This window comes from Nitrobacter sp. 62-23 (assembly GCF_001897285.1).
Classification (GTDB): Bacteria; Pseudomonadota; Alphaproteobacteria; order Rhizobiales; family Xanthobacteraceae; genus Nitrobacter.
The window spans coordinates 1-20,314 of the sequence record NZ_MKSM01000132.1; the positions used below are offsets into that span (position 1 = coordinate 1).

21 protein-coding genes and 1 pseudogene are annotated in these 20,314 nt (G+C 63.3%); 13 read left to right on the plus strand and 9 right to left on the minus strand.

Annotated features, from left to right (window positions below):
* Nucleotides 1–427 (minus strand): ribulose-phosphate 3-epimerase (locus tag BGO16_RS16055; protein ID WP_292620012.1); only part of this gene is annotated, 427 nt, incomplete at its 3' end.
* A 259-nt stretch (nt 428–686) separates the two neighbouring features.
* On the opposite strand from BGO16_RS16055, the gene BGO16_RS16060 reads away from it, so the two are divergent.
* Together BGO16_RS16060 and BGO16_RS16065 are read left to right on the plus strand one after the other, a co-directional pair.
* Nucleotides 687–1,424 carry an EF-hand domain-containing protein gene (locus BGO16_RS16060; protein WP_292620013.1) on the plus strand — a complete coding sequence of 246 codons (738 nt, stop codon included), beginning with the start codon at nt 687–689 and terminating at the stop codon, nt 1,422–1,424.
* 184 nt (nt 1,425–1,608) lie between these two features.
* The gene (locus BGO16_RS16065; protein ID WP_292620014.1) at nt 1,609–2,763 is read left to right on the plus strand and encodes an outer membrane beta-barrel protein; all 1,155 of its coding nucleotides are present in this window, start codon (nt 1,609–1,611) and stop codon (nt 2,761–2,763) included.
* 44 nt (nt 2,764–2,807) lie between these two features.
* On the opposite strand, the gene BGO16_RS16070 is transcribed toward BGO16_RS16065, so the two are convergent.
* Both BGO16_RS16070 and BGO16_RS16075 read right to left on the minus strand, forming a co-directional pair.
* A complete protein-coding gene (locus BGO16_RS16070) occupies nt 2,808–3,062 on the minus strand; it encodes a hypothetical protein (protein WP_292620015.1) in 255 nt (84 codons plus the stop codon).
* Nucleotides 3,063–3,284: 222 nt separating this feature from the next.
* A complete protein-coding gene (locus BGO16_RS16075) occupies nt 3,285–4,283 on the minus strand; it encodes a P1 family peptidase (RefSeq protein WP_292620016.1) in 999 nt (332 codons plus the stop codon).
* A 539-nt stretch (nt 4,284–4,822) separates the two neighbouring features.
* Between BGO16_RS16075 and BGO16_RS16080 the strand changes: the two genes are divergently transcribed.
* On the plus strand, nt 4,823–5,557 hold the full coding sequence (locus BGO16_RS16080; RefSeq protein ID WP_292620017.1) for a cytochrome c biogenesis protein CcdA: 735 nt from the start codon (nt 4,823–4,825) through the stop codon (nt 5,555–5,557).
* Nucleotides 5,558–6,019: 462 nt separating this feature from the next.
* On the opposite strand, the gene BGO16_RS16085 is transcribed toward BGO16_RS16080, so the two are convergent.
* The 5 genes from BGO16_RS16085 to BGO16_RS16105 form a co-directional block, all read right to left on the minus strand.
* Nucleotides 6,020–7,141 carry a branched-chain amino acid ABC transporter substrate-binding protein gene (locus tag BGO16_RS16085; RefSeq protein ID WP_292620018.1) on the minus strand — a complete coding sequence of 374 codons (1,122 nt, stop codon included), beginning with the start codon at nt 7,139–7,141 and terminating at the stop codon, nt 6,020–6,022.
* A 261-nt stretch (nt 7,142–7,402) separates the two neighbouring features.
* The gene (locus tag BGO16_RS16090) at nt 7,403–8,137 is read right to left on the minus strand and encodes an ABC transporter ATP-binding protein (RefSeq protein ID WP_292620020.1); all 735 of its coding nucleotides are present in this window, start codon (nt 8,135–8,137) and stop codon (nt 7,403–7,405) included.
* 40 nt (nt 8,138–8,177) lie between these two features.
* Nucleotides 8,178–9,014: an ABC transporter ATP-binding protein gene (locus BGO16_RS16095; RefSeq protein ID WP_292620021.1), complete on the minus strand. Its 837-nt coding sequence runs from the start codon at nt 9,012–9,014 to the stop codon at nt 8,178–8,180.
* On the minus strand, nt 9,011–10,396 hold the full coding sequence (gene livM, locus BGO16_RS16100) for a high-affinity branched-chain amino acid ABC transporter permease LivM (protein ID WP_292620022.1): 1,386 nt from the start codon (nt 10,394–10,396) through the stop codon (nt 9,011–9,013). The genes BGO16_RS16095 and livM overlap by 4 nt, the downstream gene beginning before the upstream one ends.
* Nucleotides 10,397–10,406: 10 nt before the next feature.
* Nucleotides 10,407–11,321, minus strand: a complete 915-nt coding sequence (locus tag BGO16_RS16105; protein WP_292620023.1) for a branched-chain amino acid ABC transporter permease LivH — start codon at nt 11,319–11,321, stop codon at nt 10,407–10,409.
* Between the two features lie 403 nt (nt 11,322–11,724).
* On the opposite strand from BGO16_RS16105, the gene BGO16_RS16110 reads away from it, so the two are divergent.
* Nucleotides 11,725–12,255: a hypothetical protein gene (locus BGO16_RS16110; RefSeq protein ID WP_292620053.1), complete on the plus strand. Its 531-nt coding sequence runs from the start codon at nt 11,725–11,727 to the stop codon at nt 12,253–12,255.
* A 63-nt stretch (nt 12,256–12,318) separates the two neighbouring features.
* Here BGO16_RS16110 and pcaD read toward each other — a convergent pair whose 3' ends face one another.
* A complete protein-coding gene (gene pcaD, locus BGO16_RS16115; RefSeq protein WP_292620024.1) occupies nt 12,319–13,101 on the minus strand; it encodes a 3-oxoadipate enol-lactonase in 783 nt (260 codons plus the stop codon).
* 185 nt (nt 13,102–13,286) lie between these two features.
* On the opposite strand from pcaD, the gene BGO16_RS16120 reads away from it, so the two are divergent.
* The 9 genes and pseudogenes from BGO16_RS16120 to BGO16_RS16160 all read left to right on the plus strand — a co-directional run.
* Nucleotides 13,287–13,733 (plus strand): carbon monoxide dehydrogenase subunit G, encoded by a 447-nt coding sequence (locus tag BGO16_RS16120; RefSeq protein ID WP_292620025.1) that lies wholly within the window; start codon nt 13,287–13,289, stop codon nt 13,731–13,733.
* Between the two features lie 149 nt (nt 13,734–13,882).
* A complete protein-coding gene (locus BGO16_RS16125; protein WP_292620026.1) occupies nt 13,883–14,368 on the plus strand; it encodes a (2Fe-2S)-binding protein in 486 nt (161 codons plus the stop codon).
* A gap of 44 nt (nt 14,369–14,412) precedes the next feature.
* Nucleotides 14,413–15,219 carry a xanthine dehydrogenase family protein subunit M gene (locus BGO16_RS16130; RefSeq protein WP_292620027.1) on the plus strand — a complete coding sequence of 269 codons (807 nt, stop codon included), beginning with the start codon at nt 14,413–14,415 and terminating at the stop codon, nt 15,217–15,219.
* Between the two features lie 5 nt (nt 15,220–15,224).
* Nucleotides 15,225–16,133 carry a MoxR family ATPase gene (locus tag BGO16_RS16135; RefSeq protein WP_292620028.1) on the plus strand — a complete coding sequence of 303 codons (909 nt, stop codon included), beginning with the start codon at nt 15,225–15,227 and terminating at the stop codon, nt 16,131–16,133.
* 11 nt (nt 16,134–16,144) lie between these two features.
* Nucleotides 16,145–17,347, plus strand: coding sequence for a VWA domain-containing protein (locus BGO16_RS16140; RefSeq protein ID WP_292620030.1), 1,203 nt, complete (start codon nt 16,145–16,147; stop codon nt 17,345–17,347).
* 15 nt (nt 17,348–17,362) lie between these two features.
* The gene (locus BGO16_RS16145; RefSeq protein ID WP_292620032.1) at nt 17,363–17,686 is read left to right on the plus strand and encodes an XdhC family protein; all 324 of its coding nucleotides are present in this window, start codon (nt 17,363–17,365) and stop codon (nt 17,684–17,686) included.
* A gap of 7 nt (nt 17,687–17,693) precedes the next feature.
* Nucleotides 17,694–18,386, plus strand: coding sequence for an XdhC family protein (locus BGO16_RS16150; RefSeq protein ID WP_292620033.1), 693 nt, complete (start codon nt 17,694–17,696; stop codon nt 18,384–18,386).
* Nucleotides 18,383–19,987, plus strand: a complete 1,605-nt coding sequence (locus BGO16_RS16155; protein WP_292620035.1) for a molybdopterin-binding/glycosyltransferase family 2 protein — start codon at nt 18,383–18,385, stop codon at nt 19,985–19,987. Before BGO16_RS16150 ends, BGO16_RS16155 begins: the two co-directional genes overlap by 4 nt.
* 163 nt (nt 19,988–20,150) lie before the next feature.
* Nucleotides 20,151–20,314 (plus strand): annotated as a pseudogene (locus BGO16_RS16160) (TetR family transcriptional regulator); the annotation flags it as partial.

Genomic DNA, 20,314 nt, shown 5'->3' on the forward strand with positions numbered 1-20,314 from the left:
CCAGCACGAGATCGACCATATCGAGCACGTATTCGATGGTGGAGAGCGGCGTCGCGGGATTGAGCGTGACTCCGGCCTTCTTGCCGAGGTTGCGAATGGCCTGCAGCGAGCGATGCAGGTGCGGTCCCGCCTCGACGTGGACCGTGATGTGGTCGCAACCCGCCTTGGCGAAGGCTTCGAGATAGGGATCACAGGGCGATATCATCAGGTGGGCGTCGAAGATCTTCTTCGTATACGGGCGCATCGCCTTGATGACATCGGGGCCGTAGGAGATGTTCGGCACGAAATGGCCGTCCATCACGTCGAGGTGGATCCAGTCGGCGCCCCCCTGATCGACGGCGCGAACCTCCTCGCCCAGCTTCGAGAAGTCCGAAGCCAGGATAGACGGTGCGATGACGAGAGGACGCGGCGCAAAAGTCTGGGACATGAACGTTTCCGAAAAGTTCCTGCGGGGCTTGAGAGAGCCTCGCCTAACATGGGCCGCGCCCGGGGGCAATGCGCGGCATCGACTGATCGGTGGCGCAGGCGGCGGCAAGTTCTGCCGTGGGCGGCATGTTCTGCCCTGGTTTCGCCGGGGCGTTGCGCGGAAATTCCCTGTTTATCGGCGTTTCCTGATGGCACGGCATTTGCTCGACTGATGTCCGAACGGGATTGCGCCGCGCGCGGCACGGATCGGGAGTTGGGCCATGCTGTTTGCCTTGGGGGCCGTGTCGTCGGCGATCGAAGCATTTCAATTGCTGGCGTCGTCGGCCTCCTCGAAGGTCAAGACCGGGGGCGGGCAGCCTGCACCGGCGTCATTCGATCCGGTCAGCGGCGCCACGAGCCCAACGGGGTCAGCGGCTTCATCGGGCTGCGGGTCGGGAGCCTGCATCTCGCCGGCCACCATGAGCGCCTTGCTTGCGGCACAGGGGGAGTCGCCGGGCGCCCCAAGCGCCAGCGCCTCCGCTGCGTTGCAGGATCTGTTCTCGCAGATCGATGGCAACGGCGACGGCCGGATCAGCAAATCCGAGTTCGAAAGTGCGCTCGGCGCCGGCGGCACCAATCTGGCGCAGGCCGACGACGTGTTCGGCAAGCTGGACACGAACGGCGACGGCTCCGTGAGCCTCGATGAGATGTCCACGGTCCTGAAGGGCGCGGGCGGACATCGTCACGCGCATCATGCTGGCGACGGCAAGCAACCCAACATGGACGCTCTGTTGCAGGCACTCGACGGAGCGACCAGGACGTCCACGACCAACAGCGACGGCTCGATTACGACGTCAATGACCTATGCCGATGGTTCGACCATGACGCTGACGACGCTCGCGCCCCGGTCGTCGTCAACCAGCGCATCATCCTCCTATAATTTCGTCGCGCAGGCGATCCGGGGCGAAGCCAGCGCGATCTCCGCGCCGGCTACTCAATCGCTCTCGCTCAGCATCTAGCTGAAAGCCGGGCCGGGATAGCTGCGCGGCAGTCGAAATCCGGTAACCGTTGCTGTTGTGGCCCGCAATGGTAGCCTTGGGTTCGCCGCATCCGTACCAATGCGCAGTCGCTGCCGATTTTCATGATCCGATAACCATACGCGCCAAGTAATCGTTTCCTCTGCAAAAGTATTGCGAGGGGCGTATGTATCTACCACAAGTATTTCTGTTCGCCGGCTGCCTCTGTCTCATCGGCTCCCACGCCTTCGCCGAGGACGACTTCACCGCGTCGTTCCGGTTGCGCGGCGGTTTCGATTCCAATCCGCTGTTTTCGACCGGGCAGGGCAGTGGCAGCGCGTTCGTTGCTGCCGACACGGCATTGGCGGCCGGAACGAAAGCCGACGGCTATACGCTGGGCGTCGCTGCGGAAGCCAGTACGACGCACTACGCCCGGCCGCTGTTGACGCCCTCACGCGGCGGCAAGGTGATCCTGCGCGGTTCGATCGGCGACGATGATCTCAAGCTGGATTCCACATCGACCATTGCCGACACCAGCACCTACAATCTGCGTTCGACCGATCTGATCCAGTCGGTGAGGGCTGAAGCCCGATACAAATCGATCAAGCTGTTCGCGACCGCGGAAGGAGGCCGCTCAAGCCTGAACCAGACCAATGCGATCTTTCAGGATTTTCTTCCCGATCCGCAGCAATATCTGCGGGGCACGCTGATCCCCGGCGTCAGTCTCGTCAGCGGAAAGTCCGAACTCGGTGCGTCCGTGAACCTGTCGGTGCGACGCTATCTGCAGGAGTTCGATGTGTTCGGCTATCGTCGCGACAACGAGTGGGTGCAGCCGTTTCTGTTTGCGAAATATCGAGGCGACGCCGTGAGCGCGTTTGTCTCGGTCTCGCGGTTATACGGAAGGTGGCACGATCCGGATTTCACCAACGTCGATCGTACCCTGTTCGATGCAAGTTTGACCTGGCGCGCAGCGCCTTTTCAAATCGATCTGACCGCGTGGCGCCGCGCCGGTGAAACCACGTTTCCGATCTCGCCGATTACCATTGATACCGCCTATTCGGCGAAGGTGTCCTGGACGTTGGAACCGAAGGTGACGCTGGCGGCTTCGGTCGGTTATGCGGCATCCGACTATCTGGACTCGCCGTTCCATGCGCGCACGCTGACCTGCGGTGTCGGCGCGACCCGCGACATCGGCAGCGACCTGACGCTCGGCGTCGACATCGCTTACGCGAAAGGAACGCTGATCTCGGGCGATGATGCGAACGGGCTTGTTGTCATCTCGTCGATCACGAAGCGTTTTTCCGCGAGGCCGCCGGAGTTGGACAAAGGCTCGGGCGCGTAATCGCGGGTGCGGACGAGGTTGCCCCCGCCCGCTCCCATCGATGTTCAGTGGCAGCCGCATCCGCCGCCAAGCAGCCCGCCCAGTACATTGCTGCGGCCGAGCACCGCGCCGAGCACGCCGCTCTTGCCGGTGGTGACCGCGGTGTTGACAACCAGCGCGCCACGCCCGTCGAGCAGGCCGACCACGCCGCCGCGGCCGGTCAGCACGTTCGCGCCGATGCCGATGCCCTGGCCCTTGGCGAAGGCCGGTGCGCTCATGAATGCGCTGGCGACCGCGGCGAGAACGAGGATCTTCTTCATGACGTTTCTCCACTGTTGACATGCGCGACAGCGCGCACCGGGAGAACATCGGCCGGTTACTTCTCCTCCTCAAGCTATACTCGAAACTAACCTTAAATTACATAGATATATCAAGTATATATCCGTATTATACATTAAACAATTACCTCGTTACATAAGCAAAAACCCTGCGCGCCGTCGCCGCGCCCTCCGTTCATGCCCTCCGGACGTGCGGAAAATTCTTTATCGCGCAAACCGATCCTTCCACGACGGCAGTGCGTCCGGAAATGGCAGCGCAGTGGCCTCGTAGACGCCGCGTGCGATCGCGCGAGCCACGGTGTTGGCTGCGACCATGCCGAGTTCGGTCAATCCAATGAACGGATCGATCGGCTTCGCTCCGGTCGCAGCAGCAAATACGACATCGCCGTCGAGCGGGGCGTGCACCGGATAGATCGCCCGTGCGAAGCCGGTCTGCGCGATGATCGCAAGCCGTCGAGCCTGCGGTTTGGTGAGCAGGGCGTCGGTGACGACGACGGCCAGCGTGGTGTTTTCGCTCGCGCTTGCCGCCGGGCCGCCCTTCAATCGCATCGTCAGCATGTCCGGCGTGAACGATGACGGCAGTCCGCGTCCGCCATATTCTCCGTCGGACTCAAATGGCGCGGCCCAGAACCAGGGGCCGTCGCCGACCGTGACGCTGCCGACGGCATTGACCACCGCCAGCGCCGCCACCCGCACGCCGCTTGCCGTCGTAGCTGAAGCCGATCCGAGACCGCCCTTCAAATTGGCTACAGTGGCGCCCAGTCCGGCGCCAATGCTGCCGAGCGGGAAGTCGTCTGCCGCCGCCGCCGCCGCGGCGTAGCCGAGATCGCGATAGGGCGCAAAACGGCCCCAACGCTTGTCGCCGCCGTTCAAAAGATCAAAGCACACCGCGCCGGGCACGATGGGGACGACGGCGTCGCGGATCGCGAAGCCGCGCCCGCGCTCGGCGAGCCAGGCCTGAACGCCGCCTCCTGCCTCGATCCCGAAAGCGGACCCACCTGACAGCACCAGGGCATCGACCCGTTCAACGGTGTTGACCGGATCGAGCAGGGTGCTGTCGCGCGTGCCCGGTCCGCCGCCGCGCACGTCCATCGCCGCGACGGCTGGAGAATCGAACAAGATCGCCGTGACGCCGGAGGCGAGCGCCGCATCGTCAGCGTGGCCGACACGAACGCCGGGAATGTCGGTGAGCAGGTTCTTCATGGTTCGGCCTCTTAAGGGCTAGTGGAGTGAATTTGACATTCGCTACCCACTTTGCAGCGAACTTGTCAGGCGAATGTCACATTCAAAACTCCACTAGAAACCTGATAGTTGCTAGTGGTCCTTTGATTCTAACATTTGCAGGAACTCCCTGCGGCAACGGGATACAAATGTTAGAATCGGACCACTAGCGTCTGTTTCAACGGCGTTGAAATCAGACCCGTCGCTTATCTTTTTGTTTGAGCATGATCTTTTTTCGAAAACCGGTTTCCACGTTTCGGGATCACGCTCTGGCGCCTCGAATTTGAAGTACGCCTCACCGAACGGGCGCCTCTGGAGCGAACTTCGGATTCGAAAGAACACCAGCAAGCCAATGAATTTTAGTGTGGTTTTCGGAGTTCGTTTCAGGACGCAACAGACCGGCTGGCCACCAGATGACGCCATGTGCGTGGCGAGGTCAATCGATCACGGTTCGATCACAAACGCAGTCGGAAGGACGCGAAGCTCTTGCGTCAGGACGGCATCGCAGGGCAAGTAGCCTCATGATTCACGACGTTTCTATTCCCGCCGCGCTGGTCGCGGGCCTTGTCAGCTTCCTGTCACCCTGTGTCCTGCCGCTGGTCCCTCCCTATCTGATCTATCTCACCGGCGCGACCATCGAGCAGGTCTCCAACGACGAGACGGCCAAGGCTTCGAAGCGGGCCGTAATGCTGGCCGCGTTGACGTTCGTGCTGGGATTTTCGACGGTTTTCGTCGCGCTCGGCGCCAGCGCCAGCTTCATCGGCAGCCTCATCCGGGCCTGGTCGGCGCAACTGTCGATCGTCGCCGGCATCGTCATCATCGCCATGGGCCTGCACTTCCTGGGACTGACGCGGATCGGATTCTTGATGCGCGAAGGACGGCTCACCGCGCCGAAGCCGGTCGGGTTGTGGGGCGCCTATGTGATGGGGCTCGCTTTCGCGTTCGGCTGGACGCCCTGCATCGGGCCGATCCTCGCAGCGATCCTGTCGGTCGCGGCGGCGGAGGCCACGGTCGTGAAGGGAGCCGGGCTGCTTGCGGTGTATTCGGCGGGGCTCGGCATTCCGTTCCTGCTGGCGGCGTTCATGATCGAACGGTTTGCTTCGCTGTTCAATCGCATGAAACGCCATCTCAACACCATCGAGCGGGGGATCGGCGTGCTGATGGTGCTGACCGGCATCGCGTTTCTCACCGGCACGATATCGAACGTCAGCATCTGGCTGCTGGAGACTTTTCCGGCGCTGCAGAATTTCGGGTGAGCTTAGAGTCTGTTCGGAAAGTCACCGCGCATCTCCCGGCCTTTCCCCGGACACAGCGCAGCGTGAAATGCTGCGCTGCTGAGCCGGGATCTTTGCGAGGTTCTCTGCAACGATCCCAATTCTGCGCGGCGTCACTTCGTGCCGCAGCGCGCCCGGGACCGGGACACCCGGAAAGCAAAGCAAACGTTTCAAACAGGCTCTTAGAGTCTTTCACCGTTTCATGGAAACAGTGAAAGACTCTAGGCTCTTGATTTGACGCGTTTTCTTTACGCGAACCGGTATCCACTTCGCTCGAAAACGCTATAGCTGTGAGGGCCGTGTGTCGTCGTCCCTGCGCAAGCTGGGACTATAGCCCCTAACTTTGCGAGGCCGGGTACGCTTGCTGTCCTCGTATCGCGAATCCTCGACGTATGGGTCCCTGCTTTCGCGGGGACGACGGCAGGAGCGGAGAAGTGGCGGCCGTCAGGTGCCTTTGCCGGGATCGAGTTCGGCATAATTGCCTTTGTCGTCCCATTTGTAGATGACGTAGTCGATCGCCTTGATGTCGCCCTTCTCGTCGAAGGCGAGCTTGCCCAGCACGGTGTCCCACGTGCCCGCCTTGAGAACCTTCATCACTTTCATCGGATCGGTCGTGCCGGCCTTGGCGGCCGCCTGCGCCCACACCTGCATCGCCGCATAGGTGTAGAGGGTGTAGCCCTCCGGGTCGACGCCCTTGGCCTTGAAACGATCGACGATCATCTTGGCCGCCGCCTTCTTGCGCGGATCGGGGCCGAAGGTGAACAGCGTGCCCGCGGCGGCGGGCCCGGTGATCGAGGCAAATTCCTTGTCGGCCAGCGCGTCGCCGGCCATCAGAACGGTCTTCATGCCTTGATCGCGCATCTGGCGCACAATCAAGCCGGCTTCCTGATGATAGCCGCCCACGAAGACCAGGTCGATATTGTCGCGCTTCATGCGCGAGACGATCGCGCTGAAATCCTTGTCGCCCTTGTTGTAGGATTCGAACATCTTCTCCTGGAAGCCGGCCTTGTTGAGCACCTTCTTGGTTTCGTCAGCGAGACCTTTGCCATAGGTCGTCTTGTCGTTGAGAATGGCGACGTTCTTGCCCTGGTAGTTTTTGAGGATGTACTCGGCGGAGACCTGGCCCTGCTGGTCGTCGCGACCGCAAACCCGGGCGACGTTCCAAAGGTTGCGCTCGGTGAACAGCGGATTGGTCGTGGCCGGGGTAATCTCCAGCACGTTGCCGTCGGCATAGGCTTCCGAGGCCGGGATGGAGGACGACGAACAGTAGTGGCCCGCAACGAACGGAATGCCCTGGCTCGCGATCTTCTCCGCAACCGAGCGGGCCTGCTTCGGATCGCAGGCGTCGTCGCCGACGAACAGCCTGAGTTTCTTGCCGAGTACGCCGCCGGCGTCGTTCAGGTCCGCCACCGCCTGTTCGGCGCCGTTCTTGAGCTGGCGTCCGAACGCGGATTCGCCGCCCGTCATCGGGCCGGCCACTGCGATGGTGATGTCCTGCGCGAACGCGGCCGTGGACAGAGCGAGTGACGCCACCAGGGCCAGGCCGATGAGCTTCAAGGGTGTCATGTGATCCTCGCGGTGATCTTGACGGAGGGTCCGGCAGGGTGCGAACCAACGCCATTGTCGGCTGAATCGGCGGCGAAGTCATCGGCAATTTGATGTTGCGCGACACGCGGCCGCCGCATTCGAACCCGGGTTCTGTTGCGGTTTTCCGGTGAACGCGCTCGTCCGCACGTGATCCTATCCGACCCGATTCTAGTGTCCCTTTGATTCCGAAGTTCGCATCAGAGGTTGCTGCAAGGGTATACGAACTTCGGAATCGGGACACTAGGTCTGCCTGCCGCCCTCCAGATAGGCCGCGCGGATTTCAGGCTGCGCCAGCAGTTCAGCGCCGGTTCCGCTGAGCGTGATCAGGCCGTTGACCATGACGTAGCCGCGATGCGCCAGCCGCAGCGCATGGTTGGCGTTCTGCTCGACCACCAGAACGGTCAGGCCGTCCTCGCGATTGAGCTTGCGGATCGCATCAAAAATCTGGCGTGCGATCAGGGGCGCGAGCCCGAGAGACGGCTCGTCCAGCATCAGCAGTCGCGGACGGCCCATCAGCGCCCGGCCGATGGCCAGCATCTGCTGCTCGCCCCCGGACAGCGTGCCGCCGCGCTGGTTCATTCGCTCCTTCAGGCGCGGAAACAGCGTCAGCACGCGATCAAGGCTTGCGGCGCGATCGCTTCCCACCGAGTCGGTTGCGTCGGCGCCCATCTGCAGATTCTCGGCGACGCTCATGCGCGGGAAAATCCGTCGTCCTTCGGGCGATTGTGCGATGCGCAAGCGCGCGATCTCGTGGGTCGCCATTCCGGTGATGTCGCGACCGTCGAATGCGATGCTGCCGGCCTTGGCGCGGGGCCGGCCGAATATCGTCATCATCAGCGTAGACTTGCCTGCGCCGTTGGCGCCGATCAGCGTCACGATCTCGCCCGGCCTGATGACGAGGTCCACGCCTTTCAGCGCCTCGATCTTCCCGTAGGCGGCGCGGAGCCCGCAAATGGCGAGGAGCGGCTGGCTCATCGCACGGCCTCCGCGCCCCGGAACCCGTTGCGGGAGGCCGTCATGCGTCGCCCTCGATGACGGCGGTGGCGGTGTCCTCGTCGGTGCCGAGATAGGCCGCGATCACCTTGGGGTCGTCGCGGATGGCGCGGGGCGAGCCGTCGGCGATCTTGACACCGTAGTCCAGCACCACGATGTGATCCGAAATCTCCATGACCACCGACATATCGTGCTCGATCATCAGGATCGAGGTGCCGTAATCGGCACGGATCGCCAGCAGGAGCTCGTTGAGCGCCGCGCTTTCCCGCGCGTTCAGCCCGGCGGCGGGCTCGTCAAGGCAGAGCAGTACCGGCTCGGTGCACATCGCGCGCGCGATTTCGAGGCGGCGCTGGTCGCCATAGGGCAGGTTGCCGGCGGCGTCATCGGCGCGTGCAAGCAGGCCGATGCGACCGAGCCAGGATCGCGCCCGCTCGATGGCGTCGCGCTCCGCCATGCGCCACGACGGAAGGCCAAGCAACCCGAGCAGCGTGAAGCCCGACGCGCGCATCAGCATGTTGTGCTGGGCCACCATCAGGTTCTCAAGCGCCGTCATCCCCGGAAACAGGCGGATGTTCTGGAAGGTGCGGGCGACTTTCGCCACCTTGGAAATCCGGAAGTCGTTCAGCCGCTCCAGGCGCATCATCCCCCCGCCAGCGGGCATGAGCCGTATCGAGCCGCTACTGGGCTTGTAGAATCCGGTGATGCAATTGAAGACCGTTGTCTTGCCGGCGCCGTTCGGCCCGATCAGCGCGGTGATCCTGTTTCGCCGCGCGGCGAAAGACAGGTCATTGACCGCGACGATACCGCCGAAGCGCATCGACAGGTGCTCGACGGCGAGGATGTCGTCGCCGCCGTTCATCCCTGGCCTTCCTTGACGACGTCCGACGAGATCGCCCGGTTGTGCTCCAGAAAAACGGTCGGCGAGCGGTGACCGATCAGGCCGCGCGGCCGCCAGATCATCAGCAGCACCATGACGCCGCCGAACACCAGCATGCGGAACTGATCGAGGCCGCGAAACAGCTCAAACCCGCCGATCATTGCGATCGCGGCGAGCGCTACGCCGAGCTGCGAGCCCATCCCGCCGAGCACGACGATGGCGAGCACCAGCGCCGATTCCTGGAAGGTAAAGGATTCCGGGCTGATGAAGCCCTGGCGGGTCGCGAAGAACGCGCCGGCGAAACCGCCGAACATCGCGCCGATGGCGAAGGCAGAAAGTTTTGTCGTGGTGATGTTGATGCCGAGCGCCCGGCAGGCGACTTCATCCTCGCGCATCGCTTCCCAGGCGCGGCCGATCGGCAGCCGCCGCAGGCGGATGGTGACCCAGTTGGTGAGCAGCGCAAGCGCGAGGATCAGGTAGAACAGGAACACGAGGCGATGCGTCGGAGAAAACGGGACGCCGATCAGCGCCGCAAAGCCGTTTTCGCCCGGCGTCAGCGGAATGCCGAAGAATGTCGGACGGGGAATGCCGCTGATGCCGTTCGGGCCGCCGGTGAGATCCTGCCAGTTGATGATAACGAGCCGGATGATCTCGCCGAACGCGAGCGTGACGATGGCCAGATAGTCGCCGCGCAGCCGCAGCACCGGAAAGCCGAGCATCACGCCCCAGCACGCTGCGAGCAGCCCGGAGATCGGCAATAGCACCCAGAATGCCCACGCGCCGAGTTGCAGGAAATCGACCGCGACAAACGGGTAGGTGCTGATGAAATACGGCAAGGGGAGACCGCTTTGCGCCAGCAGCGCGTAGGAGTACGCGCCGACCGCATAGAATGCGACGTATCCGAGGTCGAGCAGGCCGGCGAGGCCGACGACGATGTTGAGGCCCCAGCCGAGCATGACATAGGTCAGCACCAGAATGCTGAGATCGAGCAGGTAGCGTTGATTGTAGAAGATCACCGGCACCAGCAGCGCGAAGATCAAAAGTGCGGGCGCGAGCAACCGGCCCAGCGTCGAGACTACATGGCGCACGGTTGCCGGCAGTTCGATGCCACCGACCGGTCCGATCCAGCGTCGAAGCAATTCGAGGACGATGCTGCCGCCAAAGACGATGGCGACTATCGAGGCCAGTTCGCCGAAGCGCGTCGTGTAGGTCAGTTGCCCGGTTTCGCCCGGAAACGTGCGGACGCCGACCATCAGTGAAAACAGGATCAACGCCACGAAAGCGCTGATGACCGATTTCTTCAGGATGAAGACGATGGCCGGATCGCGCGCCACGGTGTGTTGTGTCGAAGCTGGCGCTGCCACGTCGGGTCCGTCAGACTTTTTCGACTTCGGGACGGCCAAGCAGGCCGGTCGGCATGAAGATCAGCACGACGATGAGAATCGAGAATGCGGCGACGTCCTTGTATTCGACGGAAAAGTATGCCGACCAGAACGTCTCGATCAGGCCGATCGCCAGGCCGCCGAGCATCGCGCCCGGCAGCGAGCCGATGCCGCCGAGCACCGCCGCCGTGAAAGCCTTGATGCCCGCGACGAAACCCATGAAGAAATCGACGAGGCCATAATAGAGCAGGTACATCATGCCGGCGACGGCGGCGAGCGCTGCCCCGATCACGAAGGTCATCGAGATGGTGCGGTCGACGTCGACGCCGAGCAGCGCCGCCATGGTCTGGTCCTGCTCGCAGGCGCGCATGTCGCGGCCGAAGCGGGTGCGCGACACCATGTAGCTGAAGATCGCGAGCAGCACGATGGTGGTGACCACCACCACGATCTGGATGTTGGACAGTTGCACCGCGAAGTTGCCGGAATCGTGCAGGGTGTGGCCGCCGGTAATGAGCGGCGGGATCGGCTTGACCTGCGCGCCCTGCGTCACCTGTGAAAAATTCGACAGCACGAACGACATGCCGATCGCCGACAGCAGCGGCGCAAGCCGGAACGAGTGCCGCAGTGGCCTGTAGGCGACGCGTTCGACGACCCAGCCATAGACGGCGGTGACCGCCATCGAGACCAGCAGCACAATGAGCAGGATCAGGGGCACGGCGGAGAGCCCCATCGATACCAGGATCAGGAAAGTAATGAGCGCGATGAAGCCGCCGATCATGAAGATGTCGCCGTGAGCGAAATTGATCATGCCGACGATGCCGTAAACCATCGTGTAGCCGATCGCGATCAGGCCGTAGATCGAGCCGAGCACGAGGCCGTTGATCAGTTGCTGGGCGAAATAATCCATGCGCTGCCGTTGCGTGTCCCCGAACGCGGCCAGATCAGACGCGGTGATGGGTCCGGCAGCCGGACCGGCGCGTCTTGAATCAATGTCTAACAGTGGCGACAGGGTGCGGCAACCATGGGTCCTATATCGGGCGTCCGGCGCCCTTACGCGCACTTGCAAGTTCCGGGCGGCGGGTGGGCAGCCGCAAAACAGGGTCGATCAGCCTCAACCGGAAGTTTCCGAGGCCCTCAAAACTCCCGCAACGGAGGCGGCGCTTCCCGCGCAGCGTCATGTTGTCCACAGGACGGAGGGGCCGATTAAGGTAAATAAAGGGTTTCAATTGTCCGCCCGAGTTTACGGGCGTTACCTCGCCGCCAAGGCCGCGCCAGATAACGGCGCGGCCATACAGAAGCGGGATGGCGGCATGGCGACGAATTCCTGGCGGATCAGCACGGTCAACGGTGCATTGCTGGCGCTCTATTTCATCCCGGCATGGACCATGGTGGCGTTCAACATCATGATATCGCCGGTACACGGGCTTTATGACCTTCCGAACATTTCGGTGGCGCTGTTTCTCAGCGACCACGTGAATTTTGCGATGGTCAGCTTGGTGCGGATGGCCTGGCTTCTTGCGCTTGGCAAGATCACCGTGGTCGCGTTCTTCGCGGTGTTTTTGATGATGACGATGCGCGCCTCGATCCGGAAATCCGGCGGCTGCGACGAGGCGCTGGCGCTGGCGCTCGGTATCGGCAGCCTCATCACATTCGGCAGCATGGTGATGGCGTCACGGGTCGGCGAAATGGCGGCGCTGCGTCTGCACGCGACCGAACTGCTGTTGCTGGTCGGGGGCGCGATCCTGATGGCGATCGAGCCGCCGTTTCAGCGCGATCCGCCGCCGGTGCGACAATGGCCCCCGCAGCCGGACATCTATCCGTTCGGCAATCCGGGTTCCTGAACGGTCGCATTGCGGTCCGGCTCTGCGAAGCGGCGCGAAAACGCCGCATCGCGCCTGGGCATATTATCGTTGCATCAGGAAGCCGGCCACGGCTTCGGTGAAGGCGTGCGATTGCTCGACATTGGAGATGTGCGCGGCGTCGAGGATGGTCATGCTGGCGCCGGGAATCTGGCTGCGGATGTATTCCGCGCCAGCGATGGGCGTCGACTTGTCGTGCCGGCCGGCGATGACGAGCGTGGGGCTCTTGATCCGCGGCAGCAGGGCGCGCTGGTCCAGCGTGCTCAGTGCCTCGCAGCAGGCGATGTAGCCCTCCGGCGGTGAGGCGCTCAGCATGGCCTTCAGTTTCTCCGCGGCGTGCGGCTCGCGCTCGCGAAAATCCGCCGTCAGCCAGCCGCTGATCACGGTGTCGGCGATCGCTTTGAGGCCGCCGTCCCTGACTGCCTTGATGCGGGCGTGCCAGTTGGCCGGGTCCGGATAATAGCAACCGGTATTGGAGAGTACGATGCGCTCGAAACGCTCCGGCGCGTTGGCTCCGAGCCACTGTCCGACCATGCCGCCCATGGACAATCCGCACCAGTGGGTTTTGGCGATGTTGAGATCATCCAGAATCGCCAGCACGTCGCGGCCGAACCGCTCCATCGAATAGGGACCGGGCGGCACGCCGGACTTGCCATGGCCGCGCCGGTCGTAGCGGATGATGCGGAACAGTTTCGACAACGGCGCAATCTGCGGCTCCCACATCTGCATCGTGCAGCCGAGCGCGTGCGACAGCATCAGGGTCGGGCCGCCGTCGCGCCCCTCGACGGAGACATTCAGCAGGCAGCCGTCGGCATCGATCATGGGCATTGTGTATCCTCCCGCAACGTTCAAACGTTTTAGTTTGGCGCGATCTGTTTCACCATCGGAAATCACGTCGCGATACTCATGCACGGCGCCTTCGGCCGCGACCCTCTTTCTTTTATGAACGTCCTTGCTTACCTGAAAAGGCGCCCGCCCTCGAACAGGGCCCGCGCGGACCGAGGAGGCAACGCATGGCGATGACGATGAACGGCGAAGTCCAACTTCCGGCGTCCCGCGAAGCGGTCTGGGCCAGGCTCAACGATCCCGAGGTTCTGAAAGCCTGCATCCCCGGCTGCGAGGAATTGACCAGGATCGACGCGAGCGAATTTCAGGCTGTCGCCAGGATGAAGGTCGGCCCGGTATCCGCCCGCTTCAAGGGCAAGGTGACGCTCAGCGATCTCGACCCGCCGAACGGGTACAGGATTTCGGGCGAAGGAGAGGGCGGCGTCGCCGGTTTCGCCAGAGGCGATGCGACGGTGGTGTTGACTGATCACGACGGCGGCACGCTGCTCAAATACGATGTGGAAGCGCAGACCGGCGGCAAGCTGGCGCAACTGGGGCAACGGCTGATCGGCGGGACCGCCAAGAAACTCGCCGACGAATTTTTCGCGAACTTCGCCAAAGCTATTCAGGGATAAAGGCGGTTCAGGGAGCCTGAAGGGTTCGCGTGGTCATAGCCGTACTGCCGCACGTCCGCGAGGTTGCTCATTACCGGGATGGCCCATATCATGCGCGGCCTTGCAAACGATTGTTCGGATACGGCACCGGATCCAAAAAGAGAGCGCCGATGGCCAAGATTTCGCTGATCGTGAACGGCAAACCGGCGGCCGCCAATATCGACCCGCGCATGCTGCTGGTGCAGTTCCTGCGCGAAAACCTGCGCCTGACCGGCACTCATGTCGGATGCGACACCTCGCAATGCGGCGCTTGCGTTGTGCATCTCGACGGCAAGGCCGTGAAGTCCTGCACCCTGCTGGCGGTCATGGCGGACGGGCACGAGGTCACGACCATCGAGGGCCTCGCCGCGGAGGGCGCGCCGTTGCATCCGATGCAGGAAGCCTTTCGCGAACATCATGGTTTGCAATGCGGCTTCTGTACCCCGGGCATGATCATGACCGCGATCGATATGGTCCATCGCAAGGGCTACGAACTCGACGATCAAACCATTCGCGACGAACTGGAGGGCAATCTCTGCCGCTGCACCGGCTATCAGAACATCGTCAAATCGATTGCAGCCGGAGCCATGGCGATGGCGAAATCGGATCCTGCATGAGTCCGGCGTCACGACACGGTGCGATGATGCCGAGGACCTGAGCCATGTACGAATTCAAATATCATCGACCGGCGACGGTGCGGCAGGCCGCCAACCTGCTTGTCAGGAACGAAGACGCCAGGCTGATCGCCGGCGGTCACACGCTGCTGCCGGTCATGAAGCAACGGCTCGCCAGTCCGGCGCACCTGATCGATCTCTCCCACATCGAGGGTCTCGACGGCATCGAGATGAAGGGGCGCTCGCTCATGATCGGCGCGACCGCCAAGCACGCCGACGTCGCTGGCTCGCCGGTCGTTGGCGAGGCAATTCCGGCGCTGGCCGAACTCGCCGCGCTGATCGGCGATCCGGCCGTGCGCCACAAGGGCACCATCGGCGGCTCGCTCGCCAACAACGATCCGACCGCCGATTATCCGGCGGCTTGTCTGGCGCTCGGCGCCACCATCGTCACCAACAAGCGCCGCCTGAAGGCGGAGGAATTTTTCCAGGGAATGTTTTCCACCGCGCTGGAGAGCGACGAGATCATCACCCGGGTGATGTTTCCGCTGCCGAAGAAGGCGGCCTATCAGAAATTCCGCAACCAGGCCTCGCGCTATGCGCTGGTCGGCGTGTTCGTCGCCAGGCGCCCGTCGGATGTGCGCGTCGCGGTCACAGGTGCCGGCGAAGACGGTGTCTTCCGCCTGACGTCCTTCGAAGATGCCTTGAAGAAGAGCTTCAAGTCGAAGTCGCTTGAGGGACTGTCAGTGCCGGCCACGGGCCTCAACAGCGACCTGCACGGCAGCGCGGCCTATCGCGCGCATCTGATCGGGGTGCTTGCGCGGCGTGCTGTCGATGCCGCGAACGGCAGGGCATGACATTCATGACGACATCAGCACTGCCGCCGTCCGTCGATGCGACGCTCGATATGCTGGCGAAGCATCGCTATTTCGCCGAGCGTTCACTGGCGACGGTCGTATTTCTGTCGCTGCGCATGGGTCGGCCGCTGTTTCTCGAAGGTGAGGCCGGCGTCGGCAAGACCGAGATCGCGAAAGTGCTGTCGGCCGCATTAGGACGCAGACTGATCCGGCTGCAATGCTACGAGGGACTTGATATCGCGTCCGCCGTCTACGAGTGGAACAGCGCCGCGCAAATGATTGCGATCCGGCTCGCGGAAGCAGCCGGCGACACCGATCGCGAGCAGTTGTCCAGCGACATCTTTGCGGAAAGATATCTGATCAAACGGCCGCTGCTTCAGGCGCTGGAGCCGGATGTCGCCGGCCCGCCGGTGCTGCTGATCGACGAGCTTGATCGCGCCGACGAGGCTTTCGAGGCCTATCTTCTGGAAATCCTCAGTGACTTCCAGGTGACGATTCCCGAATTCGGCACCGTCAAGGCGTCGACGCCGCCTATCGTCATCGCGACCTCAAACCGGACCCGCGAGATTCATGACGCATTGAAGCGGCGGTGCCTCTATCACTGGATCGATTATCCCTCGGCCGAGCGGGAACTCGCGATCGTCAAATCGCGGGTGCCGGGCATTTCCGCGAAGCTGTCGCAGCAGGTGGTCGATTTTGTGCAGGCGCTGCGCAATCAGGATCTCTACAAGAATCCGGGCGTCGCCGAGACTATCGACTGGGCGACGGCGCTGACCGAACTCGACGCGCGGTCGCTGACGCCGCAGGTTGTCGGCGACACCGTGGGCGCGCTCCTGAAATATCAGGACGACATCGGCCGGATGCAGGGCGAAGCCTTGCAGAAGGTGTTGAAGGAAGCGAACGGCGATCGATAGAGCGGGACCGCATGGCCATCAATCATCTTGATCCGCCGACCGGACAGATCGCGGACAACGTCGTCGGCTTTGCGCGCACGCTGCGCGCCACGGGCCTTCCGGTCGGGCCGGGCGCTGTGATCGACGCATTGAACGCCTTGCGCTTGATCGACATTGGAAAGCGCGCGGATGTCTTCACTACGCTTGAATCGGTTTTCGTGACGCGCCGCGATCATGCGCTGATCTTCGCTCAGGTCTTCGATCTGTTCTTTCGTGCTGCGGAGGAATGGAAGAGCATGCTGGATTCGGTTGCGCTGCCGGTTCAGGCAAGGAAGTCGCCGCCGCCGGCCGCGCGGCGCGTTCACGAGGCGCTGGCGCAGCCGGCGACCGCCGGCGAGGGTGAGGTGTCGGATGAGCGGGAGATCCGGCTCTCCGTCTCCGACCGCGAGGTGCTGCAGAAAAAAGACTTTGCCCAGATGAGCGCGGCAGAGATCGCCGAAGTCACGCAGGTTATCGCGAAGATGAGGCTGCCGCAGGCGGAGCTTCGCACCCGGCGCACCCGGCCCGATCACCGCGGGCTGCGGCTCGACCTGCGCCGGACGCTGCGCGGTAGCCTGCGGACCGGTGGCGATATCGTCGATATCCATCGCCTTGGCCTCGTCGACAAGCCGGCTCCGATCGTGGCGCTGCTCGATATATCGGGCTCCATGAGCGAATATACCCGGCTGTTCCTGCATTTCCTCCATGCCATCACCGATGCGCGCAAGCGCGTCTCGGTCTTTCTGTTCGGGACGCGGCTGACCAACGTGACCCGCGCGCTGCGGACACGCGACCCGGACGAGGCGCTGGCAGCCTGCTCGTCCGCGGTCGAGGACTGGGCCGGCGGAACGCGGATCGCGACCTCGTTGCATAGTTTCAACAAGCTGTGGGGCCGGCGCGTGCTGGCGCAGGGCGCAATCGTGCTGTTGATCACCGACGGGCTGGAGCGTGAGGCCGACTCCAGACTGGCGTTCGAGATGGACCGGCTGCACCGCTCCTGCAGGCGGCTGATCTGGCTCAACCCGCTATTGCGCTATGATGGCTTTGAACCGAAGGCGCAAGGAATTAAATTGATGCTGCCGCACGTTGACGAATTTCGTCCGGTGCATAATTTGTCGTCTATCAAGGGGCTGATGGCCGCGCTGTCCCCGGCGCCGGTACCGCGTCGCCGTGATCTCCTCCGCCCCGCAGCCTGACTAGAGTCATCCGCCATGCTCGATCGCGACGAGGATATTCTGAAGGCGGCCGAGGACTGGCGGAAAGCCGGCCACGGCGTCGCGCTCGCGACGGTGGTCGAGACCTGGGGATCGGCCCCGCGTCCCGCCGGTTCGAGCCTCGTCGTCAACGATGACGGCACGTTTCTTGGCTCGGTCTCTGGCGGCTGCGTCGAAGGCGCCGTGGTGACCGAGGCGCTGGATGTGATCGCCAGCGGCACGCCCAGGATGCTGGAGTTCGGCGTGGCTGACGATGCGGCGTGGAAGGTCGGACTGTCCTGCGGCGGCACCATCCGTGTGTTTGTCGAGAAAGTCGGCTGAGCGTGACATGAAACTTGCCACGCTCGCAGAGATCAACAGGGAGCGGGCCGCGCGGCGGCCGGTGATCGTGGTGACCGATATCGCCAACGGCGAGCAGCGTATCGTCAAGGCGGCCGATCTTGCCGGTGATCCACTGCATGCGGAGCTGGACAGACACCTGCGCATGGGCAAGAGCGGAACGGTCGAAATCGGTGGCCGGAAGCTGTTTCTGAACGTCTATGCGCCGACGGCGAGGCTTGTGATCGTCGGGGCGGTCCATATCAGTCAGGCGCTGGCACCTCTCGCGCGGTCGCTCGGCTATGATGTCACGGTGGTCGATCCGCGCACGGCGTTTGCGAGTCCGGAGCGGTTTCCGGACGTGCCGCTGATCGCCGAATGGCCGGACGTCGCGCTGCCGCCGCTCGACGTCGATCGCTATACCGCCTTTGTCGCGCTGACCCACGACCCCAAAATCGATGATCCGGCGCTGCTGCACGCCCTTGGGCGCGATTGCTTTTACATCGGTGCGCTGGGCTCGCCGAAAACCCACGAAAGGCGCACTGAGCGATTAAAGGCGCAGGGGGCTTCCGATGCCGGCATTGCGCGCATCCATGCGCCGATCGGGCTGGAGATCGGCGCCATTTCGCCTTCCGAGATCGCGGTGGCCATCATGGCGGAAATTACGGCGCAGCTACGGCTGCCGAAAGCGAGCGCGGCATGAAATTTGGTCCTGCTACCCCGGACGATGCGATCGGCGGGGTCACCGTTCATACCCTGCGTCAGGGCGCGTTCGTGCTCAAGAAAGGCACCACCATCGGGCCCGTGGAGGTCGAGGCTCTGAACAGGGCGGGCGTGAAGGAAGTCGTCGTCGTCCGCCTTGAGGACGGCGATGTGTCCGAGGACGAGGCGGCGTCGGATGTCGCGAGAGCTGTCGCCGGCGAGGGCGTCACAGTCGAGCGGGCCTTCACCGGCCGCGCCAACCTGTTTGCGGCGCGGGCCGGCGTGCTGGTGATCGATCGCGCGGCGGTCAATCGCATCAACAATGTCGACGAAGCCATCACGTTTGCCACGCTTCCCGCCTACAAGCCGGTGGTCGAAGGCGAGATGATCGCCACCGTCAAGCTGATTCCGTTCGGCGTCCAGGCGAAGCTGCGCGATGCGGCGGTTGCGGCAGCGCGCCGCGACGTTTTGCGCGTCGCGCCTTATTGCATCAAGCGTGTCGGCGTCGTTTCCACCATCCTTCCCGGCCTGGCGCCGAAGGTGATTGAAAAGACCCTGCGCGTGACCGCCGATCGGCTTGCGCCCGCCGGCGCGACGATGATCGCCGAGCGGCGGGTGCCGCACGATCAGGCGGTGCTGTCGGCTGCGATCAAGGAGGTGCTCGATCTCGGCGCCGAACTGGTCATTGTGTTCGGCGCATCCGCGATCGCCGATCGCCGCGATGTCATTCCCGCGGCTCTCACCGCCGCCGGCGGCGTGATCGAGCACTTCGGCATGCCGGTCGATCCCGGTAACCTGCTTCTGATCGGAAAAGCGCGCGGCGTGCCGGTGCTGGGCGCGCCGGGTTGTGCGCGCTCTCCCGTTGAGAACGGCTTCGATTGGGTGCTGATGCGCCTGCTCGCCGGATTGAAGGTCGCCCGACGCGACCTGACGGGGATGGGGGTCGGCGGCCTGCTGATGGAAATCGTGACGCGGCCGCAACCGCGTATCTCGCCTGAGGCCGACAGCAACAACAATATCGCAGCGGTGATCCTGGCGGCCGGGCGTTCGACCCGCATGGGCGGTTCCAACAAATTGCTGGCGGAGCTGCATGGCAAGCCGCTGGTTCGCGTCGTGGCTGAGCAGGTGCTGGCGTCGAAAGTATCAAGCGTGACCGTCGTCACCGGCTATCAGGCCGCGGAAGTCGAGCGCGCGCTGCGCGGGCTGAACGTCACGTTCGTGTACAATCCGGATTTTCCCACGGGGTTGGCCAGTTCGCTCAAGGCCGGCATTGGCGTGGCTCCGAAAGAGGCGGGGGGCGCCTTGATCTGCCTCGGCGACATGCCGCTGATCGATGCGCGTCTCCTCGATCGGCTGATCGCGGCCTTCGCGCCGGATCGCGGCATGCTGATCGCGGTCCCGGTCAGCGATGGCAGCCGCGGCAATCCCGTGCTGTGGTCACGGCGTTTCTTCGGCGAGCTGATGTTGCTCGAAGGCGATGTCGGCGCGCGCAATCTGATCGCGCAGCACACGGAGGTCGTTGCGGAAGTCGCGGTTGAAGATCAGGGCGCGTTCCTCGACATCGATACGCCCCAGGCGCTGATGGCTGCGCAGGGGAACTGATCGTCGGGGTTTTCAGATCCAAGGGCGCTGCGCGCTCCATATCCGTCGAAATTCTTAGATTTCACGATATTTCAGATAGATGACGTGGATCTCACGAGGGATTGACCGTCGAGCGTAGAGTTTCGTCTTTAATATGACTGACCAGTCAGTCATATTAAATCTCATGAAAGCTGTAAAACCCGAACGGCGAAAGCCCGCGACCGCGAACTCTGCCAATGGCCGATCTGCCGCGGGTAATGGCGCGGCCTCTGCACAGACTGGCAAGGCGGCCAAGCCTCCGAACCGTGCGGCCCGCGCGGCACAGCGGCGTGCGGCGATCATTGCGGC